The organism is Pseudomonas sp. HP_14, from assembly GCF_055283875.1.
In genome coordinates this window covers 96,326-118,557 of the sequence record NZ_JBTOQI010000009.1, presented here as the reverse complement: position 1 = coordinate 118,557, position 22,232 = coordinate 96,326, and the positions used below count along the sequence as shown (strand labels likewise).

Genomic DNA, 22,232 nt, shown 5'->3' with positions numbered 1-22,232 from the left:
CCAGATAAACCGCGTCAGCCCCTTTTGCCAACAAGTTGCCTCCTACCTGTTCAAACCCACACCGTCATCCACGTCGAGGCCAGCAGCAACAGCGCCATGCTGCGGTTGAAGCGTTGCATGCTCTGCGGTGACTGGCAGAAGCGGGCGGCGCTGACGCCCAGCCAGGCCCAGGCTGTCATGCACGGGATGGCGATCAGGAAGAACATCAGCGACAGGTACACCACGCGCATGCCCCTGTCCGCTTCAGCGCCAGCAAATACGCTGATCACCGCCAGCGCCATCATCCACGTCTTGGGGTTTACCAGTTGCAGGCTGGCAGCGCCGAACAGGCCCAGGCGCGGGCCTTTGCTGTCGATGCCGGTGGGGGTAATGGCGGCGGGCGGTGCGCTGAAAATCTGCCAGGCCATCCAGCTCAGCCATGCAATGCCGACCCACGACATGGCGGTCTGAATACCCTGATGGCGAGCCAGCACATCACCAATCCCTGTGCCCACCAGCAAGACCAGCGCAGCGGCACCGCCACAGGCGCCCAGCACGATGGGGGCGACCACTGTCCAGCCGTGTCGCGAGCTGTTGGTCATCACCAGAATATTGGTCGGGCCAGGCGTGATGGATGACACGAAAGCAAACAGCATGAAAGGTAAGAACTGTTCCATGAAACGCTCATCGGTGATTGATCGTCAGTCATCATCGCCATCGGTAGCGCTTCAGTCTGGAAGGTTTGAGCAGCGCTTGCGGTAGTGGGCGGGCGTCATCCTGTACGCCCGCTGAAACCAGCGGCCCAAATGGCTTTGATCGGCAAAGCCAAGCGCGGCTGCAACCTCAGCAGGGGACAGGCCGCTGGCCAGAAGACGTCGCGCCCTGGCCAGACGCAGCTGGATCAGATAGGCATGCGGCGCGATGCCGAATGCTGCCTTGAATGCCCGAGTCAGACGAAACCGGTCAACCCCAGTGATCCGTGCCAGGTCATCCAGACCAATGTCCTGATGGCTGTGACTGTGCAGAAACTCACGGGCGGTTTGTGCCACCAGAGGTAAGCGTGGGTCAGGAGAGACCTGCGTGCGCCAGCGCAGGTGGCGGGTCAGGTTCGACAGCAAATCATCAAGGGCTGTCTGGCGCACGATGCGCAGTTCGTCACCGTGCAGCGTGTTGAACGCGTTGGCGGTGGCCGTGGCCAGACGCAGATCATCAGCCTGGGTGTCGGCAAAGCTGATCTGGCAGTCGGCCGGAGTATGTTCGAACAGTGCCCGCAACTCCCGGTCCAGCCATTTGGGGTCCACATACAGCGTCAGGTAGGTGAAGCCTTCCGGTGCAGGCGCGTCACCGTCATGGATCTCACCGGGCTCAAGCAAAAAGATTCGCCCCGGCGTACTGATGCGCCGCTGACGCCGACAGTGAAACTGCTGCACACCCTGCTCGGTAATGCCCACCAGATAGCTGTCGTGCCAATGGGGATCATAGGCATGACCCTCAAAATGCGCACGAATCGTCTCGATGCCGGACTCGTGGTCCTGCTTCAAGTCGATCCAGTTGCTATTGGCCATGGCGAAGTCCTGTCAGAACAGCGGAGGTGGTGCAGGTGAAGGATAAGGCTGAACGGTCACGCCGTTTTCTTGATTGTCGTCGTTTGTCATTCCATGCGTCTGGAAGATTTGTGCAGCCATCAAGGCAGCAATTCAAAGCGACTGCTGCCCAGACACTCACCGTTGATCAAAACGTCCAGTTCATGCACGCCCGGATAATGCACGCGGGTGGTGAAATTAAGGACCTGAAGCTTGCGCGTGACAAGCACTGATTTGCCGGGCGCCAGTTCCAGTGTCTTGAGTTTGAAGACCTTGGCCGAGGTGTCGCCGGATTTCTTCACGTAATGAATCGCGTAGTCGATGATCAGTCGCTGGCTTTCTGCGGCCATTGAGGTCAACTCAAAAGACAGGCTCAGGTTGTCTCCCAGATGAATCTCGCCCGGGGTGACGCTGACCTGTTCAACGCGTACCTGCGGCGCGTGCCCGGCACCCATGATCGTCAGCGCGCGTCGATCACCTTTCTTGATCAGCGAGCGCAGCGCATGACGGGCAATCCAGGCCGTATGCGGGTTATCCAGCGACCAGCTTTCGATCTGTGCGAGCACCCAGTCAGGGTTGTCCTTGGTGATGTCGTTCAGGTGATTGGCCACTGACTTGCGCACGTAGAGGCTGGTGTCGGCTTTGAGGGCGTCGAGGATCGACAATACTGGCGTCGGATCGACCATCAACGTCTCCAGCCGAAATGACCACGGCAGACGTGGTCGGCTGCCTTCGCTGGCGAGCCTGCGCACATGTTCATTTTCGTCCAGCGCCCAGCCTTGCATGATCTGCAGTGCGCGCTGGAAATCCAGACGCAGGAAGTGCCGCACGGCAAATTCAGATGAGCCGAACGTGGTGAAGAATTTCAATGCCTGCATCGAACGGTCAAAGTCGTGCTGACCGTACAAAGCGACATATTCCGGGAGGATAAGGCTGACAAAGCTGCTGTTCAGGCGTGGCGCGAGTGCCTGCAGAATGTCCAGCGCCTCCCTGTAGTCGGCAGGCAAGCCAGCGTGCAGGCCGCGACTGACGCGATTGAGGCGTTGCATGAGCGACTGGCTGTCCAGGTCATGAGCCACATGGGCCAGAAACGCCTCGGTATCGAAAGCGGGGTAGATCGCACGGGTTTGCTCAGCGATGTGCTGCAGCCGCGCCCGGTTGAAAATTTCCTTCAGCGCCGGTGCTGCCTCGGGGGTGTCGGTCATGAGGGTGGTTTTCTCCTGATTATTAACGCTGCCTGCACACCATTGTGGCAGCGTTACAGTCCAGTGAGGTGTATCAGATGGGCTGGCCTTTCTCGTGAACGAGTTTGCCCCTTCATCCAGACGCAGCGCTATCGGACAGCAAACATCGGGCCCTGTAGGAGTGAGCTTGCTCGCGATAGCGGTAGTAACGTCGAGAAATTATCGTCGGATTAGACGCTATCGCGAGCAAACTCACTCCTACAGCAAAAGCATCTGAATTGTTATGGCTATTTGCGTTTGATGAGAGCTACCGGGCGGGCTCTGCCTGCTTCCCTGCACATCCTTGTTACAAACTCAAACCCGCGCCGGTTGCTCATCCACCCTGTTGAGGGCGAACCTAGCGGAGCAATCGCCATCAAAGATCCGGATCGTTACCGTTTTCAACAGAAGGTAAGTGATGAACAGTTTTGCGCGACGTGTTGCATTCCTGACGCTGGGGAGCCTGCTGACAGCTGGCATGACCAGTGTCGCCCAGGCCCAGACCTTGCCCAACAGTACGCTCAATAGCGGCAATCCGAATAACAGCCCTATTCACCGTGCCAACCCTAACAGCCGCCAGGGCACCGTCCCCTCCACGCCACCTGTGCGCGGCCCGAATACGGCCCCCAACCCGCGGCCGCCTACGCTGGAAAATGGCGGCATCGGCAATGGTTACCCGACCCGACAACAAGCCCCTCGCCCAGGCGACAGCAATTCCGGGCAGAACCGTAAAAGTACTGATTGAGACCCGCACCCCCTCAAGCCGGGGGCTTTTTCATGACATAAGGAATCGTCCATGCACTGCAAAACCTTGATCGCAACACTGTGTGCCAGCGCATTGTTGAGTTTGCCGCTGAGCGCTGCTGCAGGTCCCGTACAGGATTTCAAAACCGAGCAAGGTACCATCAGCGTCGAAGAAGTGGCCAAAGGGCTCGCCCACCCGTGGGCCGTGGCATTCCTGCCGGACAACAAGGGCATGCTGGTGACTGAAAAGCCGGGCAACCTGCGCGTTGTGTCGCCTGACGGCACCTTGTCCCAACCCTTGTCCGGCGTGCCCAAGGTCTGGGCAAACGGGCAGGGTGGTTTGCTGGACGTTGTCCTGTCTCCGGACTTTGCCAAGGACCGCATGGTGTACCTGACCTTTTCCGAGGTCGGTGACGACGGCAAGGCAGGCACCGCTGCAGGCCGCGGGCGTCTCTCGGCAGACCTGACCAAGCTGGAAGATTTCAACGTGATCTTCCGCCAGCAGCCAAAGCTGTCGGTGGGCAATCACTTTGGCGCGCGGATTGTCTTCGATCGGGAGGGGTACTTGTTCATCGCCCTCGGCGAGAACAATGACCGGCCGACCGCCCAGGATCTGGACAAATTGCAGGGCAAGATCGTACGTCTGTTCGCCGACGGCAAGGTGCCGCCTGACAACCCGTTCGTTGGCCAGAAAAACGTGCGTCCGGAAATCTGGTCGTATGGCCATCGCAATCAACAAGGCGCTGCGCTCAACCCATGGACTGGCACGTTATGGACCAACGAGCATGGCCCTAAAGGTGGCGATGAAGTGAACATCATCGAGCGCGCCCAGAACTACGGCTGGCCGCTGGCGACTCACGGCATCAATTATTCTGGCGAGGCTATTCCCGAAGCCAAAGGCAAGTTTGTCGAAGGCACCATCAAGCCGTTCCACGTCTGGGAAAAATCACCGGGCATCAGCGGCATGGCGTTCTACGACGCGTCACGTTTCAAGGCCTGGGACCACAACCTGTTCATTGGTGCGCTGGCATCGGAAGATCTGATTCGTCTGGAATTTGAAGATGGCAAGATCGTTCATGAAGAACGTTTGCTGGGTGACCTCAAGAAGCGCATTCGGGACGTGCGCCAGGGACCGGATGGTTATATCTATGTGCTGACCGACGAAGACAATGGTCAACTATTGAAAGTAGGGTTGAAACAGTAAAAACCTGCAGTGCTGAACGTGTAGGTTATACGTGGGATAAGTCAGTGACGCTTTGACTGACTTATCCTGCGTTTTTCTAACACGTTCAGCCCGGCAGGTTCATATCAAACAGCTCAGTATTGATTACTTATCCTGTTTGTCTTTTACAATAGCGCCTGTCTTGGCGTTGACATCAACGTCCCACTCAACACCTTGAGCATCGCGCAGTTCAACCTGATAGATATAGTTGCCTTGTGCGTCCTGATCCAGTTCGGTGTCATGGATGGTAAAACCAGGGTGCTTGTCCTGCGCCAGCTTGTTCAACTTTTCGAAGTCCATGATCGCGCCCGATTTGAGCAGGCCGGGGATCTGATCTGGACGAACGTCTGCCTGGGCAGCGCCAGCGGCGGCAGTAAGGGCAACAGCAGCAAACAAGGCATTCAACGTTTTCATGAGTACTTCCTTATGGTTGATCTGGTGATATTGATCGAGGGGCAACTGAATCGTTCCGTTGCCTGTTGAAACCAGATTAACCACTGATACTTAATTCACGCTTAATAATAAACGTGGGCGTCATTGCTGGTTTTAAACCCCCTGTCTTCCTGCAAGTTTTTCGGTCCCACGACATCGCGCCAATACCTGGAATCACGCAGAACCTGTGAGAGATTTTATGTTTGCCTGCAAGCGATCTCTTGATCTTGTGGGACCGGCCGGGACTGCGTGGGTTCTGTGGGAGCCGAGCCTGCTCGCGATTGGCGCGCCTCGGTTTCAGGCAGTACCACGTCACCACTCATCCAAACCCCTAGCCATTAGCCTCCTTTTTGCTATTCTTCGCGCCCTGCGACGCAGTGTCGCGTTCTCACTCTTTCGTGTCCGGGGTCCTTATGACGGCCATTGCTCGACCACGTCCTCAGCCGCTGTCCCGGGCTGACTATAAAACCCTGGGCCTCGCGGCGCTGGGCGGGGCGCTGGAAATCTATGACTTCATCATTTTCGTCTTCTTTGCGCTGACCCTCAGCCAACTGTTCTTCCCACCAGAAATGCCCGAGTGGTTGCGTCTGTTGCAAAGCTTCGGGATCTTCGTGACCGGCTATCTGGCTCGTCCGCTGGGCGGCATCCTGATGGCCCACTTCGCTGACCGGTTGGGACGCAAGCGGGTGTTCAGCCTGAGCATTCTGATGATGGCGCTGCCGTGTCTGCTGATCGGAGTGATGCCAACGTACGCGCAGATCGGCTATTGGGCGCCGTTGATCCTGCTGGCGTTGCGTATCCTGCAAGGTGCAGCGGTGGGTGGCGAAGTCCCAAGCGCGTGGGTATTTGTTGCCGAACACGCCCCCAAAGGTCATCGCGGTTACGCACTGGGCATTCTTCAGGCGGGTTTGACGTTTGGTTATCTGCTGGGCGCACTGATCGCTACCTGGCTGGCCAAGGTCTTCACCCCGGCGGAAATACTCGACTATGCCTGGCGCATACCCTTTCTGCTGGGCGGCGCTTTTGGTGTGCTCGGCGTATGGCTGCGCCGCTGGTTGAGCGAGACCCCTGTGTTCATGGCCATGTACGCCCAGCGCGAAGCAGCGACGGAGTTCCCCCTGACAGCGGTACTGCGCGAACACCGTCAGTCGCTGTTGCCCGCCGCCTTGCTGACGTGCGTACTGACCTCAGCGGTGGTGGTGTTGGTGGTCATTACCCCGACGGTCATGCAAAAACGTTTCGGCATGAGCGCCAGCGATACGTTTGCCCTCAGCAGCCTGGGTATCGTGTTCCTGAACATTGGTTGTGTGCTGGCGGGCATGCTGGTGGATCGTATCGGCGCCTGGCGTGGCGTGATTGTCTACAGCATGCTCCTGCCGCTTGGCATCGGACTGCTTTACGCCAGCCTGATCGGCCAATGGCTCGCTCCGGGCATCGCCTATGCACTGGCGGGTCTGGCCTGCGGCATCGTCGGGGTCGTGCCTTCGGTAATGGTCGGATTGTTCCCGCCCACTATTCGCGTTTCAGGTATCTCATTCACGTACAACATCGCTTACGCACTGTGGGCCAGCACTACGCCGTTGGTGCTCATCGCACTGATGCCATGGAGCCCATGGGTGTGCGTTGGCTACGTCGCGATCATGGGCGCGGTGGGACTGGCGACCGCCGCGGTATTTGGTTTGCGTCGCGGCATGAAAGTCGATGCGGTGTTCGTCAGCAACTGACAGCCTGCGCACTTGTTTGGTCGGGATGAAGCTCGTCTTTATCCTCGACTGAACGAGGGCAGGGCATGAATCCCTACCGTCCTAACCCGCACCACGATCAGCCCTTCAGTGTCCAGGCCAAAACCCCTGAGCGGACCGTTGAGCTTTTTAAAAAGCCCTCGCTGCCTCAATGTGCGGTAAAGATATTTAAATAATCAAAAGTCTGTCATCTCACAGCTAGTCAAGGTGTGGGAATATTCTTGTTGTGCGTATTCATAATGGGATTTGTTTTGTAGGCATCAAGATGAACAATATATTTGTAACGATTGGTTGTAATTGTTATTCCGAATGTTTATCGTTTCTGTCTATACAAGTCGTCGCCATTAAATTTTTAAACAGTGTTTGAGTTATTTATAAGAAGTATTCCATGTGTGTTGTAGGAATATTCTGCTAAGCGTTGTATCAGCTATGCGCGCCGTCGATACAAGGAAGGTAAATAAAGAATTCTCCTACGGATTCATCAGGGAAGAGAGTGTGACTACGCCCTTTTTATCCGTGGAACAGGTTGCTGCCCACCTGTCTCAGTGATCTGCGAACCAACAATAAAAAACTGCACACCATAAACACGTCAATAAAAAGGGAGTTATGTCATGAGCGTTTTGCTTACTCAGGGGGATGAACACGCGTGGGAGCAATCTATGCATGTACCGCTGACCGACGTGGTGCTGGGTTTTCAGCAACTGGTCGCCAGACAGGTAGCTACAACCCAAGCCCGGCTGTGTGACCAGCAAGCAGCGCTGCTTGGGCCTCAAGGCAAGTTGTCGATATTCTCCCGGCAGGTAGCGACTCAGGGGCGACAAGCGCCAGGGCTCGTTAACTTGCCGGAGTTTGACGATGTCGAGCGTCAGCAGGAGGTTGAAAAAGCCGTCGATTTTGCTTTGGGCTTCCACCAGCGCCGGACGCTGAGCGCTAACCCCTTTCACGATCTGTCACGCTCGCTGCTGTGCTGCATGGTGTTCGATGATCTGGCTGACTATACGCTGGCTGAGCGTTTCGCCGCTTACGAGGCCTTGCGTCAGCGTGATAGCCAGTACTTCATCAAACTTATCGCCACTACCCGGCACACCGTCGAGCGGCGTCTGGTTTTTACCGGGTTGCTGGAGCATTTCGATGCGCTGTTACCCATAGAGCAGAGCATTTATCCCGCCCATTACCGCCGCGCTCAGCAAAAGCATCTGGAACGTGAAGAAGCGGTTTATGGCAGGCTCGAACTGAAAAGAACCGTGAGTGAACTGCTTGAAGAGCACACGCCCGAGTGGATATTGACGCACCTGTGCACTAGCACGAGTGCTACCGATTGAACGCATCAGGACGCTGACGTTTCAGCCCCCAGGCGAGGGTAATCAATCACGGCCGGGGCTGCGGAACAGACCCGGTTTCGGCCAGTGGTTTTGGCGATATACAACGCTTTGTCGGCTTCATTGAGCCACATGGCCGCATCGCTGATATGCGGGCCAAAGGTCGAGATGCCAATACTCAGGCTCAACTGCAGGTGTGGCAGTTGCGGGTCGCGCAAGTCATTAACGTCCCGGCGCAGTTGCTCAAGGATTTCCCACGCCAGGGCTGCGCTAGTATTGGGCAGGATGACGCAGAATTCATCGCCACCGTAGCGACCTGCCAGGTCCGAATCCCGCAGGTTTGCCAACAGTGCTGTACTCAGGCGCTTGAGCACGTTGTCACCAATGATGTGGCCTTGGGTGTCATTGATCGCTTTGAAGTGATCGATGTCGATCAAGGCGATGGACGCCTGGCGGGACAGCAACTGGCTTTTGTTGAACTCAAGCTGCAACAGGTCTTTCCAGGAACCGTGGTTGATCAGGCCGGTCAGGCTGTCGGTACGGCTGAGCTTGCCCAAAATGTGCTTATGCTCGCTGAGCTTCACCGCCACCCGATAGCTCATGTAGCCGACGAACATGGGATAAAACACCAGGACCGGCAAGCAGGCGTAGATCTGCATCGGGGTACTGACGGACACGAACGGTTGTCGAAACAGGTAGAGAGAGATCGATGCGCCAATGATCTGCGCTATGCAGCCCTGCAGAAACAGACGTTTGCCGCCTGCCGCGAGGTTATGCATCGCCATCATTGCCAGCACCGTCACCGTAGGCAACGGGTTGAAACCCATTGCCCCGGCCCAGAAACCGCCTGCGAGAGAGTCGCAGAGGATGTTGCGTCGTTCTGCGTAAAAGGGTTGGCGAGAGCGGGTGGCCAGCCATAGGGCAATCGGCGGCCAGATGATCGAGTTGCACAGCATCAGTACCCAGACCCAGGCGGGAGGATGCAATAGGTACATGGTGGCCGCGACACTGAAGAACCCAATGCCTACACCAACGCTGCGAACCCAATATATTCGTTTGGCAAAGGACATTCCTTTGCCGTCGTGATTTCTCATGGCGCTCTACCGGAATCGATCTGAGGACCTTCTGGTCTTAGGTCAGAACGAAATATCGGATTTTGGCCCGCCGACAGGGAATTAGGAAGAGCCTTTTGCCATTATTGAGCAATACCGCCGTAAAAAGTCGCTGGCGGTATTGATTTGCGCCGTTCGTCGCTCATCGCCCCTTCATTTGCAGGGCTATGAGCGCCGTCGCGATGGCCAGCAGCGAGACGAATGCGGCCACATAACCCACATAACTCAGGCCTAACTGATCAATAGCCAGCCCGCCAATTACCGAGCCCAGACCAATCCCTGCGTTTGCCGCCGAGACGTTCAATGTACCTGCCAGAGCCTGGGCATGAGGAGCGGTTTTCATCACGCGGATCTGGCAGATCGGGAACAGCGCGGTATGGGCAATGCCCCAGACCAGCAAGACTACACACAGCAACGGGATGGAGCCTGCCGCTGGCACCGAGGCCGTCATGCCTATCCCCAGTAACAGCGCAAAGACGATGGTCGAACCCAATGGGCTGCGATCCACATAACGGCCGCCCAAGGTATTACCAATCAAGCCCACTGCCCCGAAGCCCATCAACCACCAGCCGACCTGTGCGGGGGCGATCTGTGCAATGCGTTCCAGCGTATCGGCCAGGTAGGTGTAAGCGGTAAACATTGCGGTAAACAACAGGATCGACAGCAGCAAGTTGACGATGAACTGCGGGTCACCGAGGATTTTTGCCTGCTTGGCCAAGCCAACCTTTTCTGTTTTAGCAATGGAGGGCATTGAGATCCACAGCAGCAAGGCCATCAACAGCGACAACAGCGTCAGGGCCCAGAAAGCGCCACGCCAGCCAACCGCGTCCGCAAACAAAGTACCCAGCGGAATGCCGAAGAGCATGGCCGCAGAAATGCCCAGGTAAACCCGCGCCACTGCTTTACCGGCGTTTTGCGGACCGGCCATCAAACTGGCGGTTTCGCTCGCTGTGCCCCAGAACACGGGCAACGCCAGAGCCGGGATAAACCGGGCAAACGCCAGCACCCAGATATTGCTGGACAGCGCAGCCAGTGCGTTGGAAGCAGCGAAAATCAGCAGGATCGCCACAAAGGTCTTTTTGCGATCAAGGTGTGAAAGCATCGCCGTCAATGGCGGCCCGAACAGCATCACCGTGAAGGCGAACAAGGTCACCAGCAAGCCCGCGTCGGAGATTGAAATCCCCAAGTCTCGGGCCATGCCTGGCAGCAGGCCAATGATCAAAAATTCGGTGGTGACGATTACAAAACCGGCCAGCGCCAGAATGGCAATCGCCAAATTGGCGCCAGTGGCGCTTGCGCCGCTGGCAGAACCAGCAGCGGTAGTGTCTACAGAAGGCATGGGTTTAACTCGAATTGAAATAATGCTGCTAGCCTATTCGAGAAACCTCTTCTTATCTTTGGTGGTTTTTCCGTGCACTATGGAATTAATTTCACTAGTTGATGCAGGCTTATGATTTCCGCTGACCGCCTCAAAGGTATCTCAACGTTCGTGGCTGTCGCCAATGCGGGCAGCTTTACGGCCGCAGCCGAGCGCTTGAGCCTGACCAATTCCGCCGTCAGTAAAAGCATTGCCCGGCTTGAGGGGCGGTTGGGCATGCGCCTGTTCGAGCGCACTACCCGCAGCCTGGCCCTGACGGAAGAGGGCACGGCGTACTACGCCGTCTGTACCCGCATCCTTGATGAACTGGCCGATGCAGAAACGGCAATGGCGGCACAGCGCTCGGAGCCCGCCGGGCATCTGCGCGTAGATTTGCCTGCCTCGTTCGGGCGCATTCACGTGTTGCCGCTTTTGCTGGGGTTTGCCGATCAGCATCCCAAACTGCGCCCGCATGTATCGTTTACCGATCGCTTCGTCGACCTGATCGAAGAGGGGGTCGATGTGGCCGTGCGCATTGGCGGCCCGTCTGCCTGGCCGTCCACCTTGGGCCATCGTTATCTGGGGACCGAGCGAGTGATCTTCTGTGCCGCTCCGGTCTATCTGCATCGCCACGGCACGCCGAAGACTTTTGATGAGTTGGCCGATCATGCTTGCGTGCTGTATGGCAAAGACCATGGCGGCACCAGCCCGTGGGTCATCGTCGACGCCACTGGGCAAACCCAGTTGCGCATGATCGAAGGACGAATTGTCGTCGGCAATGGTGAAGCTCAGGTTGCAGCGGTGGTGGCGGGCAGCGGGGTGGCACAACTGGCGACCTGGCTGATCAAAGACCAGTTGCAGCGCGGCGAACTGGTAGAAATCCTCCCGCATCTCGCTACCGAAGGCCTCGATCTGCACCTGGCCTGGCCCCGCAACCGGGAGTCACTGCCCAAAGTGCATCAGTTGGTGGAATTGCTGTCGGCGACGCTGCGGATGGATTGACACCATCGTAGGCGCCAACACGTTGGCTCTTATAAAACGACATGCAAACTACTGGATTGAAATGCATTTTCCTGTAGGAGCTGCCGAAGGCTGCGAAGCATTGACCCTGACACACCGCTATCGCAGCCTTCGGCAGCTCCTACAGGGGCGCATGTTTGCTGCGCAACAGCGTGGCTTCGAAGGCGGAGCGACGCCTCCTACGGAAAAGCAGGTCGGCTCTCTACCGGGATCCGCTACTTCCCTCCAGTAATCCCTTTCAGCAAATCCCCATGCGCCTTGGCGTCCTTCTCCAGCGAGATGACATTGACCATCGCCATACGCTTGCCTGAGGCGGCGGTCACGGTGGTGCTCAATACTTTGCCACCGTCGACACTGCCGGAAATGTCCAACTGACGAAGGCCCAGACCGCGACGCACCATCTTCTTCACGTCGCCCAACTGTTTGAAGTTCTGGTAGCTGGCCTGCTGCTGTTCGAGGGTCGCGGCGATGACGCCGCTGAGCGTTGCCTCATCATTGCTTGATACTGGCTCGGGGGAGTCGAGTGGCGTTTCAGTGACAATCACCACGCGCTTGGCGGCCTTGTTCATGTACAGCGACCCCGTCACCCCGGCGGCCCTGGCCTTGTCGTCGATTTCCGGCATCGGGTTCTTCACGTATTCCTTGGGCAGGCTGAACACCCATTTGCCTTCCAGCATCGACACTTTCTGCTGGCTTGGCGTCTTTTGCTGGGGCGCAGCGGACAGATTCGCGCCCTGTAGACCCATCGCCAATGCAGCCGTCACCAGCAGAGTTTTACAGCTAAAGAACCGCATCGAATGCCCTCGAAAAAAGCGCCGGAATGATCCCGGCTGGATGTGCTGGCATCCTGCCTCAAGGGAAGATTTATGTCGAATTGCGCCTCGCGCAATACCCCATCCCCGAATTGAAATGCATTTTTTGTAGGAGCTGCCGAAGGCTGCGAAGCTTTGTCCTGACACACCGCCTCGCGAACAAGTTCGCTCCTACCCCGACCGCGTAGGCTCAACGCTGTTGAAGGTAGGAGGCAACTTGTTGGCGAGAAGGGCTGATGCAGGTCTTCAGGTACGCCGCCTCGCGAACAAGTTCGCTCCTACCCCGACCGCGTAGGCTCAATGCTGTTGAAGGTAGGAGGCAACTTGTTGGCGAGAAGGGCTGATGCAGGTCTTCAGGTACGCCGCCTCGCGAACAAGTCGCTCCTACCCCGACCGCGTAGGGTCAACGCTGTTGAAGGTAGGAGGCAACTTGTTGGCGAGAGGGGCTGATGCAGGTCTTCAGGTACGCCGCCTCGCGAACAAGTTCGCTCCTACCCCGACCGCGTAGGGTCAACGCTTTTGAAGGTAGGAGGCAACTTGTTGGCGAGAGGGGCTGATGCAGGTCTTCAGGTACGCCGCCTCGCGAACAAGTTCGCTCCTACCCCGACCGCGTAGGCTCAACGCTGTTGAAGGTAGGAGGCAACTTGTTGGCGAGAAGGGCTAACGCGGTTCATCAGGCACGCCCGCTTCGCGAATAGCTTGCTTACAGAATTAACGTCGCACATCAGTTCGCGGGCAGACGGAGAATTCCATCGTTTAGCACCACCTCAATCTACCGGCAGCGCCACCTTCACTTCGAGCCCGCCGCTGCTTCGGTTCCTCAACGTCAACGAGCCGCCATGTTCAAGCACCGTGGCACGGGCGGTTGGCAGGCCCAGGCCTACGCCGCCTGTGTTCTTGTTGCGCGAGCCCTCGATACGGTAGAAGGGCGCGAACACCTGTTCATGCAACTCCGGAGCAATACCCGGCCCGCGATCCTGCACCAGGATTTCGACCCAGCCAGTACGCGAGCGGAGCTCAACGCGGGCTTCGTGGCCGTACTTCAAGGCGTTATCAATCAAATTGACCAGCGCACGCTTGATGCCGATCGGGCGCCCCACGTACACGAAACGATTGGCGCCCACACACTGCACATCAATCCCCGCATCCTTGAAATCATCGACCACCGTGAGCAGCAGTTCAGCCAGATCAAACGCCGTGGGCTGTTCCAGTCGGGCGTCGTCGCGGAAGAAGTCCAGCGCAGAGTTGACCATCGTCTGCATCTCATCCACATCCCGGAACAGCTTGCTTTGCTGCTCGGCATCTTCAATGAACTCCCCGCGCAGCCTCATCCGCGTCAAGGGCGCCCGCAGGTCGTGGGAAATGGCGGCGAGCATTTGCGTACGGTCGTTGAGGAAGTGCCGGATCTGCGCCTGCATGGCATTGAAGGCCAGGATCGCCTGACGTATCTCATGGGGGCCGACGACCGGGATGGGCGGCGCGCGAAAGTCCTTACCAAACCGCCTGGCTCCTTTGGCAAAACGTTCAAGCGGCGTCGCCAGGTGTCGAGTGGCAATCAGCGCCACCACAATGGTCGACAGCAGCGCCAGAAAGATCACGATCAGGTTGCGCTCAAACGGGTCGAGCCCCCAGTTGCGCGTCGCCATGGAGAACTGCACCCAAGAGCCGTCGTTCAGTTGGATCAGCAGTGCATACGGTCGCCCGGCCTGTTCCGCGCCCCAGTCCCTCGGCTCATAGGCCTCGATAATTGCATGGGGCATTTCCAGTAAATCACGTAAAAACTGCTGCCCGTCTTCGAAGCCAGGGTCGTTGGTACTCGGCAGGTGTGCATCTTCACGGCGGGCTAACCATTGCACGTCGAACACCTTGTCGCTGGCCGCGACGGCAATGCTGTTGCGCTGCTCCAGAGGCGCAGCGTTGATGATGCGCGTGATGGTCGCAGCCTTTTCCATCAGGCCGGTTTCCAGAATTGGCGGCCGCGCCCAGACACCTGCCAGCAACGTAAAGGCGCCATTCAAAGCGAGCGAAGTGAGCATCGCCAGCATGGTGGTCAGGGCGATCCAGCGCGCGACCGTGTCATGGGGGCGATTCCATCGGGTGCGCAACGCCGAGAAAAAACTCATCGCTTCACCACCGACGGGCTGAACAGGTAACCGCCGTTGCGAATCGTGCGGATCATCGGCTCACTGTGAATATCCGCCTCCAGTTTGCGTCGCAGCCTGCTGACCTGCACATCGACGCTGCGATCAAACGCGTCGTACGCCTCGCCACGTGCCATGTCCAGCAACTGCTGGCGGGTGAGAATGCGCCGCGGGTGCTCGGCAAACACCAGTAGCAACTCGAACTCGCCGGTGGACAGCGGGATCATGACTTTTTCCGGTGAGCGCAACTCGCGGCGGGTCACGTCCAGCTGCCAGTTGGCAAACTCAAGGATCGAGCGCGAAGAGTCGCTCGACACCGTTGCCGCTTCCCCCACGCGCCTGAGCACGGCACGCACACGCGCCAACAACTCCCGGGCGTCGAACGGTTTGGTCAGGTAATCATCGGCGCCCAGCTCCAGGCCAATGACCCGGTCACTCAATTCGCCCATGGCAGTGAGCATGATCACTGCAATCTTGTGCTTGGCACGCAACTGCTGACAGAGCACCAGACCGCTTTCACCGGGCAGCATCACGTCGAGGATGATCAGGTCCGGTAAACGCCGCTCCACAGCCTGCCACAGCGCAGGACCATCGGTGGCGACCTCGACGCTGTAACCATGCTGCTCAAGGAATTTCTGCAAGAGGGCGAGGACTTCAACATCGTCGTCGACCAGTAGTAAATGACTCACGGTGGGCTCGCTGCCGGAATGGATGTGCAGCGCCTATCTAAAATCATTCGCGGCGCCGCGTCATATATTTCAACTCGGTAATAAAGCGACGAGCGCGCAATAAAGCAGAAATCTTCAGGCAAAAAAGCGCAGGCAGGATCAGCGCCAATCCTTGTCGAGATCACCTTGCATGCCCACTCTCAAATGCGCTTCGCCTGTTGTTCGCTGTTCAGTTGCCGGTTTTGTTGTCGTGCTTGTCAGTGGATGCGCCAGCCCGCCGTCTACCCCGATTGGCCCCTGCGATAACGTCAGCTACACCCTTCATGACCCGGCAGAACCGGTCAACCGCGGCATCTTCGCCTTCAACCGCACGGTCGATGATTACGCCCTGGCGCCGGTGGCCCGTGGTTACCGCCACCTGCCAGATTTTTTCCAGACGGGCGTTCACAACTTCGTCGCCAACTTCGGGGAGCCCAAAGTATTCATCAACGACCTGCTGCAAGGTAATGGCGAGCGTTCAGTCGCCACCTTCGGGCGCTTCGTGATCAACACCACCGTGGGCATCGTCGGTTTGATCGACGTCTCGGGCAAGATGGGCATCGAGCGCCATAAGTCAGACTTCGGCCAGACCTTCGGCGTGTGGAATATCGCCAACGGCCCCATCGTCGAACTGCCATTGCTCGGTACCGGCAACTTGCGAGATGCGACCGGCAAAGTGCTGAGCTTCGTGGTCGACCCACTGGGCAGCAACAGCGACACCGTGCAGACCCTGGGCACGATCAATACCGTCGGCGGCATCGTGGATGGCCGCGCTGAAGCCTTGCCGTTCACCGACCAACTGCGCAAGCAGCCGGATTACTACGCGGCCCTGCGTGACACCGTGGCCCAGAAACGCGCCAACTTCGTGGTCGAAGGCAAATCCGGCGCCGTCGTCCCAAGCCTTTCAACTTGCCCTGGCGGTGAAGCCGATGACGAATAAAACCGAAGCCCTGGTGCTGCACCGCAGAACCCGCAACCCCAACCCCGCGTCGCTGCACAGCCGCGAAATCGAACTGCGTGTGGCCGATGATGGCCGTCACGTATTGCTGAGCCGCTACGTCGAATTGTTCAGCCACGATGATGCGGCCTGGTGCACGGTGCGTCATCATCGCGTGCCGTTGGCGAGCATGATTCGCTGGATGATCAGCAATGGGGTGGAAGGATAGTTTTCGACGTGTGGCGAAACTTGCTTGGATGAAGATCACTTAATCTTCATCGGTGCAAAGATCGCCCGAATCCCGCGGCACTTCGGATAATCCGCACACCCCCAGAAATTCCCCCCGGCATTCGCCCCAGTGCGCGCCACTTTCAGCACCATCACCTTCTTGCAGTGCGGGCAAGCTGGCGCTTTCGGCCCGACGGGAGCCTTGAGCACTGCCTTCGGTTTGACCTTCCTGACCTTCGGTTTGACAGGCTCAACTGGCGGCGCATTGAGCACCTTATCCTCAACCACCTGCAACTCGGCGACACGCTCACGCTTGCCTCTTAACCAGGCGGAAGCACGAGCAAGCAACGTGTTAAGTCGAGAGAGTTTCACAGTGATAAACCTGATGGGGCAGAAGCGGGCAGGGGGCAGACTTTACCGCAAACGACGTGGGACCGGCTTTAGCCGGGAGGATGTCATTCCAGACGAAGGAAACACTGCGAATGTACTGGCTCTCTCGCGGCTAAAGCCACTCCTGCGGCCACCATCAATCCTTGGTCTGACAGGCTTTTTTCGACATTCACCGTAGGACCATTCTGATTCACTCGCGCCCCCGTCACCGCCGCCTGAAGCCTTGCTAGGCTCCGCTCCTTTGACCAGCAAGGAGCCGGTGTCATGGCCGACAGACCCAAGATCAACCCCAACAACATGGAGGTTGAAAAGCGCTATGCATTCGGCCAGCGGTCTCCTGAGATTGATCCCAATCCGCCCATCCTCGACGCACCTCAATACCCCTCTTCCCACAACTACAGCTTCGAAAATCCGCAGCCGCGCACCTTCATCGCTGCCGAAACCGCACCCGCCGCCGAGCCCGGTTTTTACATCGTGCCGCAAAGCGTCTCGACGTACGACTTCTACCACGGCCTGTTCGACAACATGCCCGCCAGCGCCTTGACCAAATTCAGTGTCCTCAACCCAAACCTTGAGGACATCGTCAAAGCGGGCACCCTGATCGTACTCAGCGACCCTAACAACACCTCATGCACCTACGCCGAATCCCAACTCATGCAGGCGGCCCATCAGGTTAAAGCCGCACTGGCTCCATTGACCCCTGACGAAGCTGACTTCATGCATCGCCATGCAGCGGAAATTGTCACGTTTACCGGCCAGACCTCTACCTGGCTTGGTATCAGTGCAGCCGTGATGGAAAAACACTTGGCCCAAATGGCCAACACCCTTAAAGACATAGAAACACTGCACAAGAACAGCTTCCTTAAACACGGCCACCTCAACTCCCCGGAATTCTTCGCCCAGCGCAAAGCACTCCTTAGCCAACTAGACGCCCATCTTCTGAAGTCCACCCGCCTGCGTAGCTTCACCACTTTGAGTGACCATCACAGCCTGAAGAAAGCCCTCGGCATCTCCACCCAGAGCCTCGTCCACCACTGGAAACAAGCCGGTGGCCCGAAAAGCATTCACGGCTACTCAACCCACGTCAAATCCGTAAGCAAAGCTGCCAAGTACATGAAAGCGGGTGGCTACATCGGTATCGGCATTGGCGGCGTTTCAGGGGTGCTTGCGATTCAGGAAGTGTGCAGAGGCAAAGATGCGGAGGCGTGCAGGAAGATTAAGTTTACGGAAGGGGGGAAGTTTGCTGTTTCGACGGTGGGTGGCATTGCGGGCGGCCAGGCGGGATACGCGCTTGCCCCCGCAGTCTGTGTTGCGCTCGGTGTTTCAACTGGTGTCGTCGGCGTCGCATGCGCAGCGGTTCTGATCGCAGGTGGGGCCTGGGCTGGTACTAACTATGGGGGAGACGGTGGGGAATGGTTTGGTGGGTATATCTATGAGAAAACTCAGCCATGACTTGGGAAGGATTTTGGCAGTCGTGGTGGGCTTTTGGATTCGTGATGGGGCCTTTCGTACTCTCCATATTCACCTTTATCGTCTGTATTTACATAAGCAATCGCCATTTGGACGCCATGCTGGACGCCTTGAAAAGCAGCCGACACATCGTAATTCATGGCGCAGGTTTACGGCATCAGGGGTGGTTTGGGCGCGCAATGCTTGCCACAAAAATTGGCGGAGTGGTCCTGTTTCCTGGGCCGCTGATTCGGGCTGGAGAAATAGATTCCGATGACATAAGAAACTTCCCGAGGCCGCTCGCACGGCTAATTAAGGCTCATTTAATTCTTCTACTGGTAGCCGTTGTTTGGGGGGCGATAGCTTGCGTAGCGCTAAAACTGAGGTGACTCAATGAGCGACGAGACTCATCAATGATCTGGTTAAAGCTTGTACTCATTAGCGCTCCGTTTCTGCTTACCGTAGTGACGTTCATCTTCAATACATACATCGGTAACCGATATTTGGACACGATGTTGGATGCGTTGAAAAACAGTCGGCATATCCTGATCCACAGTGCGGTGCTACGTCATCAGGGTTGGTTTGGACGCGGCCTTCTGGTCACCAAAATCAGCGGCGTTGTGATTTGGCCCGGCCTTTTAGTCCGAAAGGGTGATGTGGACGGCGAGGACATCAGAAATTCTCCTGCCGATCTCAGGTTTCTATTGAAGATTTACTTGTGGCTTCTCTCATGCGCATGCGCTGGGTTCGTAATCGTTTACGTGTTCGCGAAGTTGAGGTGACCTGATGGAACCTGTTATCGAAAACTTCTGGAAGTCATGGTTCGCCTTTGTGTTTGTGGCCGGGCCTTTTCCAATGATTATTATTGGCCTCGCTTTCAACCTATACCTAGGACACCGCTATATGGACGCGATGTTGGATGCATTGAAAAACAGTGACAAGTATCGCTGGAGTCGTGGTTCTACTGACTCTATGGGTTGGAGGGGACGGCGCTGGGAGGCTGCCAGAATCTCCTTCGAAATACTGTGGCCCGCAGCTGCAATTCGGGCGGGTCGACTCGACGCGGATGACATTGAAAATTTCCCTGCGTATCTCAGGCTACTGCTTCATATTTCCGCTTGGTCGAGCCTGATTGGAATCATCTGGGCCTTAGTCTCTTACCTCATGCTGAAGCTGAGATGACAGGTAGAAGCTGCCGCAGTGTTCTTGGCACCACGCTGTCGCGAAGCAAGCTCAGACTTGTAGGAGCGCACGAGCATCGCGAGGCCGCGATAGCGGTGTATCAGATACGCCGCCATTGCGGCCTCGCGATGCTCGGTGGAGCGCTACCCCAGCCGTCCCACGTCTCCGCTGTTGACCGCAAGACAGCGCGGTGACATGGACACCGGGACGACTTCGATCAAGGTAAGCTAGCCATCATCCAACCAAGACCAGGAGGCTGCATGCTTGAAGTGTGGGGAAGGCGTTCATCATTCAATGTTCAGAAGGTCATGTGGCTCATCGGCGAGCTGGGCTTGCCCCATGAGCACATTCCGGCGGGAGGCGAGTTCGGTCTCAAAGACACCCCCGAATTCCTGGCGATGAACCCGCACGGTCGAGTGCCCGTCATCAGGGACAGCGACGGGACGGTCGTCTGGGAGTCACACAGCATCCTCAGGTATCTGGCGGCACGTTATGGCGGGGCAGCATTCTGGAGCGATGACCCTGCATGTCGCTCGCAGATAGACCGCTGGATGGACTGGTCCCAGAGCACGCTGCAACCGGCGTTTCTCACGGGCGTGTTCTGGGGCTTTTACAGAACGCCCGAAGCCCGGCGCGACATGAACGCTGTCGATAAAAACGTGGCCCTCTGTGCGCAATATTTCCAACTGCTTGACCACGTCCTGAGCACGCAGGACTTCCTCGCCGGTACGCACCTCACGTTGGCAGACATACCCGTCGGCACGAACCTCTACCGCTATTTCAATCTGGATATTCCGCGCCCTCATATTCCCCACGTCGAGGCGTGGTATCAACGGCTGCAAACCCGTGCAGCGTTTAAAGAGCACGTGATGCTTCCATTCGGGGAATTGTTCGGGCGGCTGGATTACTAGTCCGGGCTGGCAGCCGGGCGGGGCGCTCATTGCGCCAAACAGGAAACGTGCCTCAGACTCCGCGCACAATTTCAGGAGCTAGCCGCATGACGACTGCCAGACACGACTTCACCACTCAACTTCTCATGGACGCAGGTATTAACAGTGGGATGCGCGTGCTGGACGCTGGCTGCGGAATGGGCGACGTGGCCTTTCTGCTCAGCAGCCTCGTCGGGGAGACCGGAGAAGTCGTGGGCATTGATCACGATGACAATGCGCTCGCGACGGCCCGCAGCCGTGCGGGTGCGAATCAACAACCTTCGCCCACTTTCATTCAGAGCGGACTGCTTGACCTCCCTGCATCGGTCGGCACGTTCGACGCCATCGTCGGTCGGCGAGTGCTCATGTATCAAGCAGACACCGTTGCGGCCGTCACGGCGTTGGCAAAGCAACTTCGTCCAGGCGGCGTCATGGTCTTCCAGGAACACGACACCACCCTGGCCCCGGCCAGCGTCGACGCGTTTAACCTACACAGGCAAGCGCAAGGCTGGATACAGCAAATGATCGCGCGCGAAGGCGCCGACCTGCACATCGGCTTCAACCTGCACGCCATCTTCACCAAGGCCGGGCTGGCTGTTGAAAATGTGCGCGCCGAATGCATCCTTCAAACGCCTGACAGCCCCTACGCCCTGGGCTACATCGTGCGCGCCTGCCTGCCACGCATCATCGCGCTGGGCGTGGCGACAGTAGACGAAGTCGACATCGAAACCCTGCAACACCGCCTGGACGAAGAACGCACCCAGTCCGAAAGCATCTACATCGGCGACGTCATGTTCGGCGCATGGGCCCGCAAGCCTGGCGCCTGAAAAACACCCGCCGCCCCTGTAGGAGCGCGCTTGCCCGCGAGGCGGCCACCTCCCACCAGCCAGCACCTGACCGCGTGATAAAGTGGCCGCGCTCAAAACAGCGGCTTGGTGCTGTCGAGCGCAATAACGCCAGACAACGAATCATCCAGGATGGACGCATGAAACAGATATTGCTCGCCGCGCTTCTTCTACTCGCGCTTTCCGGATGCGCCACCGGGCCTGGCTCAGGCGTTCGGGAAAAAATCTGGTACGCCGAAGCCGAGCAGCCGCGAAGGACACCTTGGCATGCCTATTTGATGTTCATCGACGACACCCACTTCATCTACTGGCGTACCGTTGTCGACCCGGATCAAGTTCTCAAGAACTTTGACTACCACACCAAAAACAACGGGCCTGAAGTTGATGTGCCCACCGTGTTTACACGCACCGGAGACCGTATAACCGCCGAGTCGCGCACTCCGCTCAAAAAACAGAATGGTGAACTCGTCTACACGACCGTGCACACCTTCAATGGACGCTTTATCGGCGACACGCTGGAAATGGATTTCCAGAGAACAACTGTCTGGCCTTCTCGGCCTGCTTTTTCTGAGAGCGTGATTCGATGGTCGATGAAGCGGCTCAGCACCCTGCCAGGCAAATGACGTAAACGTCGGTAGAGACACAAGGGCTCAGGCTGGCGAGGCCCAGCGGCGGGGCGCTGATACTTGCAACGCTTGGCCTCTGCTGCTCATGGAGCGGCTGATCACGAGAACGAAGATTGCGCAGTCATGTAGGAGCCGAGCTTGCTCGCGATGACGGCCGCCCATCCAGCATCAACCCCAGAGCCATAACAAAAGCTGTCGGCCTGGCAGGGGGAGCGATCAGCCAGATTACCGAGGCCCAGGAATGACTACTCGC

Annotated in this window: 22 protein-coding genes; 12 read left to right on the top strand and 10 right to left on the bottom strand. The window is 57.6% G+C overall.

Going from position 1 to position 22,232, the window contains the following annotated elements; genetic code table 11:
* Window positions 1-50 precede the first annotated feature (50 nt).
* From ACYASS_RS08830 to ACYASS_RS08820, 3 genes are all read right to left on the bottom strand, one after another.
* Window positions 51-656: a LysE family translocator gene (locus tag ACYASS_RS08830; RefSeq protein WP_463585849.1), complete on the bottom strand. Its 606-nt coding sequence runs from the start codon at window positions 654-656 to the stop codon at window positions 51-53.
* A gap of 51 nt (window positions 657-707) precedes the next feature.
* On the bottom strand, window positions 708-1,544 hold the full coding sequence (locus ACYASS_RS08825) for an AraC family transcriptional regulator (RefSeq protein ID WP_463585848.1): 837 nt from the start codon (window positions 1,542-1,544) through the stop codon (window positions 708-710).
* Between the two features lie 119 nt (window positions 1,545-1,663).
* Entirely contained in the window at window positions 1,664-2,767 is a 1,104-nt protein-coding gene (locus ACYASS_RS08820; RefSeq protein ID WP_463585847.1) for a DNA alkylation repair protein, read from the bottom strand.
* A 436-nt stretch (window positions 2,768-3,203) separates the two neighbouring features.
* Between ACYASS_RS08820 and ACYASS_RS08815 the strand changes: the two genes are divergently transcribed.
* The gene (locus tag ACYASS_RS08815) at window positions 3,204-3,530 is read left to right on the top strand and encodes a hypothetical protein (RefSeq protein WP_463585846.1); all 327 of its coding nucleotides are present in this window, start codon (window positions 3,204-3,206) and stop codon (window positions 3,528-3,530) included.
* Between the two features lie 51 nt (window positions 3,531-3,581).
* Window positions 3,582-4,733, top strand: a complete 1,152-nt coding sequence (locus ACYASS_RS08810; RefSeq protein ID WP_463585845.1) for a PQQ-dependent sugar dehydrogenase — start codon at window positions 3,582-3,584, stop codon at window positions 4,731-4,733.
* Between the two features lie 123 nt (window positions 4,734-4,856).
* Here ACYASS_RS08810 and ACYASS_RS08805 read toward each other — a convergent pair whose 3' ends face one another.
* Window positions 4,857-5,165, bottom strand: coding sequence for a PepSY domain-containing protein (locus ACYASS_RS08805; RefSeq protein ID WP_122665952.1), 309 nt, complete (start codon window positions 5,163-5,165; stop codon window positions 4,857-4,859).
* A gap of 431 nt (window positions 5,166-5,596) precedes the next feature.
* Between ACYASS_RS08805 and ACYASS_RS08800 the strand changes: the two genes are divergently transcribed.
* Both ACYASS_RS08800 and ACYASS_RS08795 read left to right on the top strand, forming a co-directional pair.
* Window positions 5,597-6,907, top strand: a complete 1,311-nt coding sequence (locus ACYASS_RS08800; RefSeq protein ID WP_463585844.1) for an MFS transporter — start codon at window positions 5,597-5,599, stop codon at window positions 6,905-6,907.
* A gap of 629 nt (window positions 6,908-7,536) precedes the next feature.
* The gene (locus ACYASS_RS08795; RefSeq protein ID WP_463585843.1) at window positions 7,537-8,247 is read left to right on the top strand and encodes a hypothetical protein; all 711 of its coding nucleotides are present in this window, start codon (window positions 7,537-7,539) and stop codon (window positions 8,245-8,247) included.
* Window positions 8,248-8,252: 5 nt separating this feature from the next.
* Here the strand turns inward: ACYASS_RS08795 and ACYASS_RS08790 are convergent, their stop codons facing one another.
* Both ACYASS_RS08790 and ACYASS_RS08785 read right to left on the bottom strand, forming a co-directional pair.
* A complete protein-coding gene (locus ACYASS_RS08790; RefSeq protein ID WP_463585842.1) occupies window positions 8,253-9,338 on the bottom strand; it encodes a diguanylate cyclase in 1,086 nt (361 codons plus the stop codon).
* A 160-nt stretch (window positions 9,339-9,498) separates the two neighbouring features.
* Entirely contained in the window at window positions 9,499-10,695 is a 1,197-nt protein-coding gene (locus tag ACYASS_RS08785; RefSeq protein WP_463585841.1) for an MFS transporter, read from the bottom strand.
* A gap of 111 nt (window positions 10,696-10,806) precedes the next feature.
* On the opposite strand from ACYASS_RS08785, the gene ACYASS_RS08780 reads away from it, so the two are divergent.
* A complete protein-coding gene (locus ACYASS_RS08780) occupies window positions 10,807-11,715 on the top strand; it encodes a LysR family transcriptional regulator (protein WP_463585840.1) in 909 nt (302 codons plus the stop codon).
* 233 nt (window positions 11,716-11,948) lie between these two features.
* On the opposite strand, the gene ACYASS_RS08775 is transcribed toward ACYASS_RS08780, so the two are convergent.
* The 3 genes from ACYASS_RS08775 to ACYASS_RS08765 all read right to left on the bottom strand — a co-directional run bounded on the left by ACYASS_RS08775 (window position 11,949) and on the right by ACYASS_RS08765 (window position 15,375).
* Window positions 11,949-12,527 carry a DcrB/PsbP domain-containing protein gene (locus tag ACYASS_RS08775; protein ID WP_463585839.1) on the bottom strand — a complete coding sequence of 193 codons (579 nt, stop codon included), beginning with the start codon at window positions 12,525-12,527 and terminating at the stop codon, window positions 11,949-11,951.
* 785 nt (window positions 12,528-13,312) lie between these two features.
* The gene (locus ACYASS_RS08770) at window positions 13,313-14,668 is read right to left on the bottom strand and encodes an ATP-binding protein (protein WP_463585838.1); all 1,356 of its coding nucleotides are present in this window, start codon (window positions 14,666-14,668) and stop codon (window positions 13,313-13,315) included.
* Window positions 14,665-15,375 carry a response regulator gene (locus ACYASS_RS08765; protein WP_463585837.1) on the bottom strand — a complete coding sequence of 237 codons (711 nt, stop codon included), beginning with the start codon at window positions 15,373-15,375 and terminating at the stop codon, window positions 14,665-14,667. Before ACYASS_RS08765 ends, ACYASS_RS08770 begins: the two co-directional genes overlap by 4 nt.
* 169 nt (window positions 15,376-15,544) lie before the next feature.
* Here ACYASS_RS08765 and ACYASS_RS08760 point away from each other — a divergent pair, with 169 nt between their 5' ends.
* Both ACYASS_RS08760 and ACYASS_RS08755 read left to right on the top strand, forming a co-directional pair.
* Complete coding sequence (locus ACYASS_RS08760; protein ID WP_463585836.1) at window positions 15,545-16,333, top strand: MlaA family lipoprotein; 789 nt, start codon at window positions 15,545-15,547, stop codon at window positions 16,331-16,333.
* The gene (locus ACYASS_RS08755; RefSeq protein ID WP_463585835.1) at window positions 16,323-16,559 is read left to right on the top strand and encodes a hypothetical protein; all 237 of its coding nucleotides are present in this window, start codon (window positions 16,323-16,325) and stop codon (window positions 16,557-16,559) included. The genes ACYASS_RS08760 and ACYASS_RS08755 overlap by 11 nt, the downstream gene beginning before the upstream one ends.
* 35 nt (window positions 16,560-16,594) lie before the next feature.
* Here ACYASS_RS08755 and ACYASS_RS08750 read toward each other — a convergent pair whose 3' ends face one another.
* Complete coding sequence (locus tag ACYASS_RS08750; protein ID WP_463585834.1) at window positions 16,595-16,930, bottom strand: topoisomerase DNA-binding C4 zinc finger domain-containing protein; 336 nt, start codon at window positions 16,928-16,930, stop codon at window positions 16,595-16,597.
* Between the two features lie 282 nt (window positions 16,931-17,212).
* Here ACYASS_RS08750 and ACYASS_RS08745 point away from each other — a divergent pair, with 282 nt between their 5' ends.
* From ACYASS_RS08745 to ACYASS_RS08725, 5 genes are all read left to right on the top strand, one after another.
* Window positions 17,213-18,400, top strand: a complete 1,188-nt coding sequence (locus ACYASS_RS08745) for a hypothetical protein (RefSeq protein WP_463585833.1) — start codon at window positions 17,213-17,215, stop codon at window positions 18,398-18,400.
* Between the two features lie 783 nt (window positions 18,401-19,183).
* Window positions 19,184-19,579, top strand: coding sequence for a hypothetical protein (locus tag ACYASS_RS08740; protein WP_463585832.1), 396 nt, complete (start codon window positions 19,184-19,186; stop codon window positions 19,577-19,579).
* 260 nt (window positions 19,580-19,839) lie between these two features.
* Window positions 19,840-20,490, top strand: a complete 651-nt coding sequence (locus tag ACYASS_RS08735; RefSeq protein ID WP_463585831.1) for a glutathione S-transferase family protein — start codon at window positions 19,840-19,842, stop codon at window positions 20,488-20,490.
* Between the two features lie 86 nt (window positions 20,491-20,576).
* Complete coding sequence (locus ACYASS_RS08730; protein WP_463585830.1) at window positions 20,577-21,335, top strand: methyltransferase domain-containing protein; 759 nt, start codon at window positions 20,577-20,579, stop codon at window positions 21,333-21,335.
* Window positions 21,336-21,493: 158 nt separating this feature from the next.
* Complete coding sequence (locus ACYASS_RS08725; protein ID WP_463585829.1) at window positions 21,494-21,976, top strand: hypothetical protein; 483 nt, start codon at window positions 21,494-21,496, stop codon at window positions 21,974-21,976.
* Window positions 21,977-22,232 lie beyond the last annotated feature (256 nt).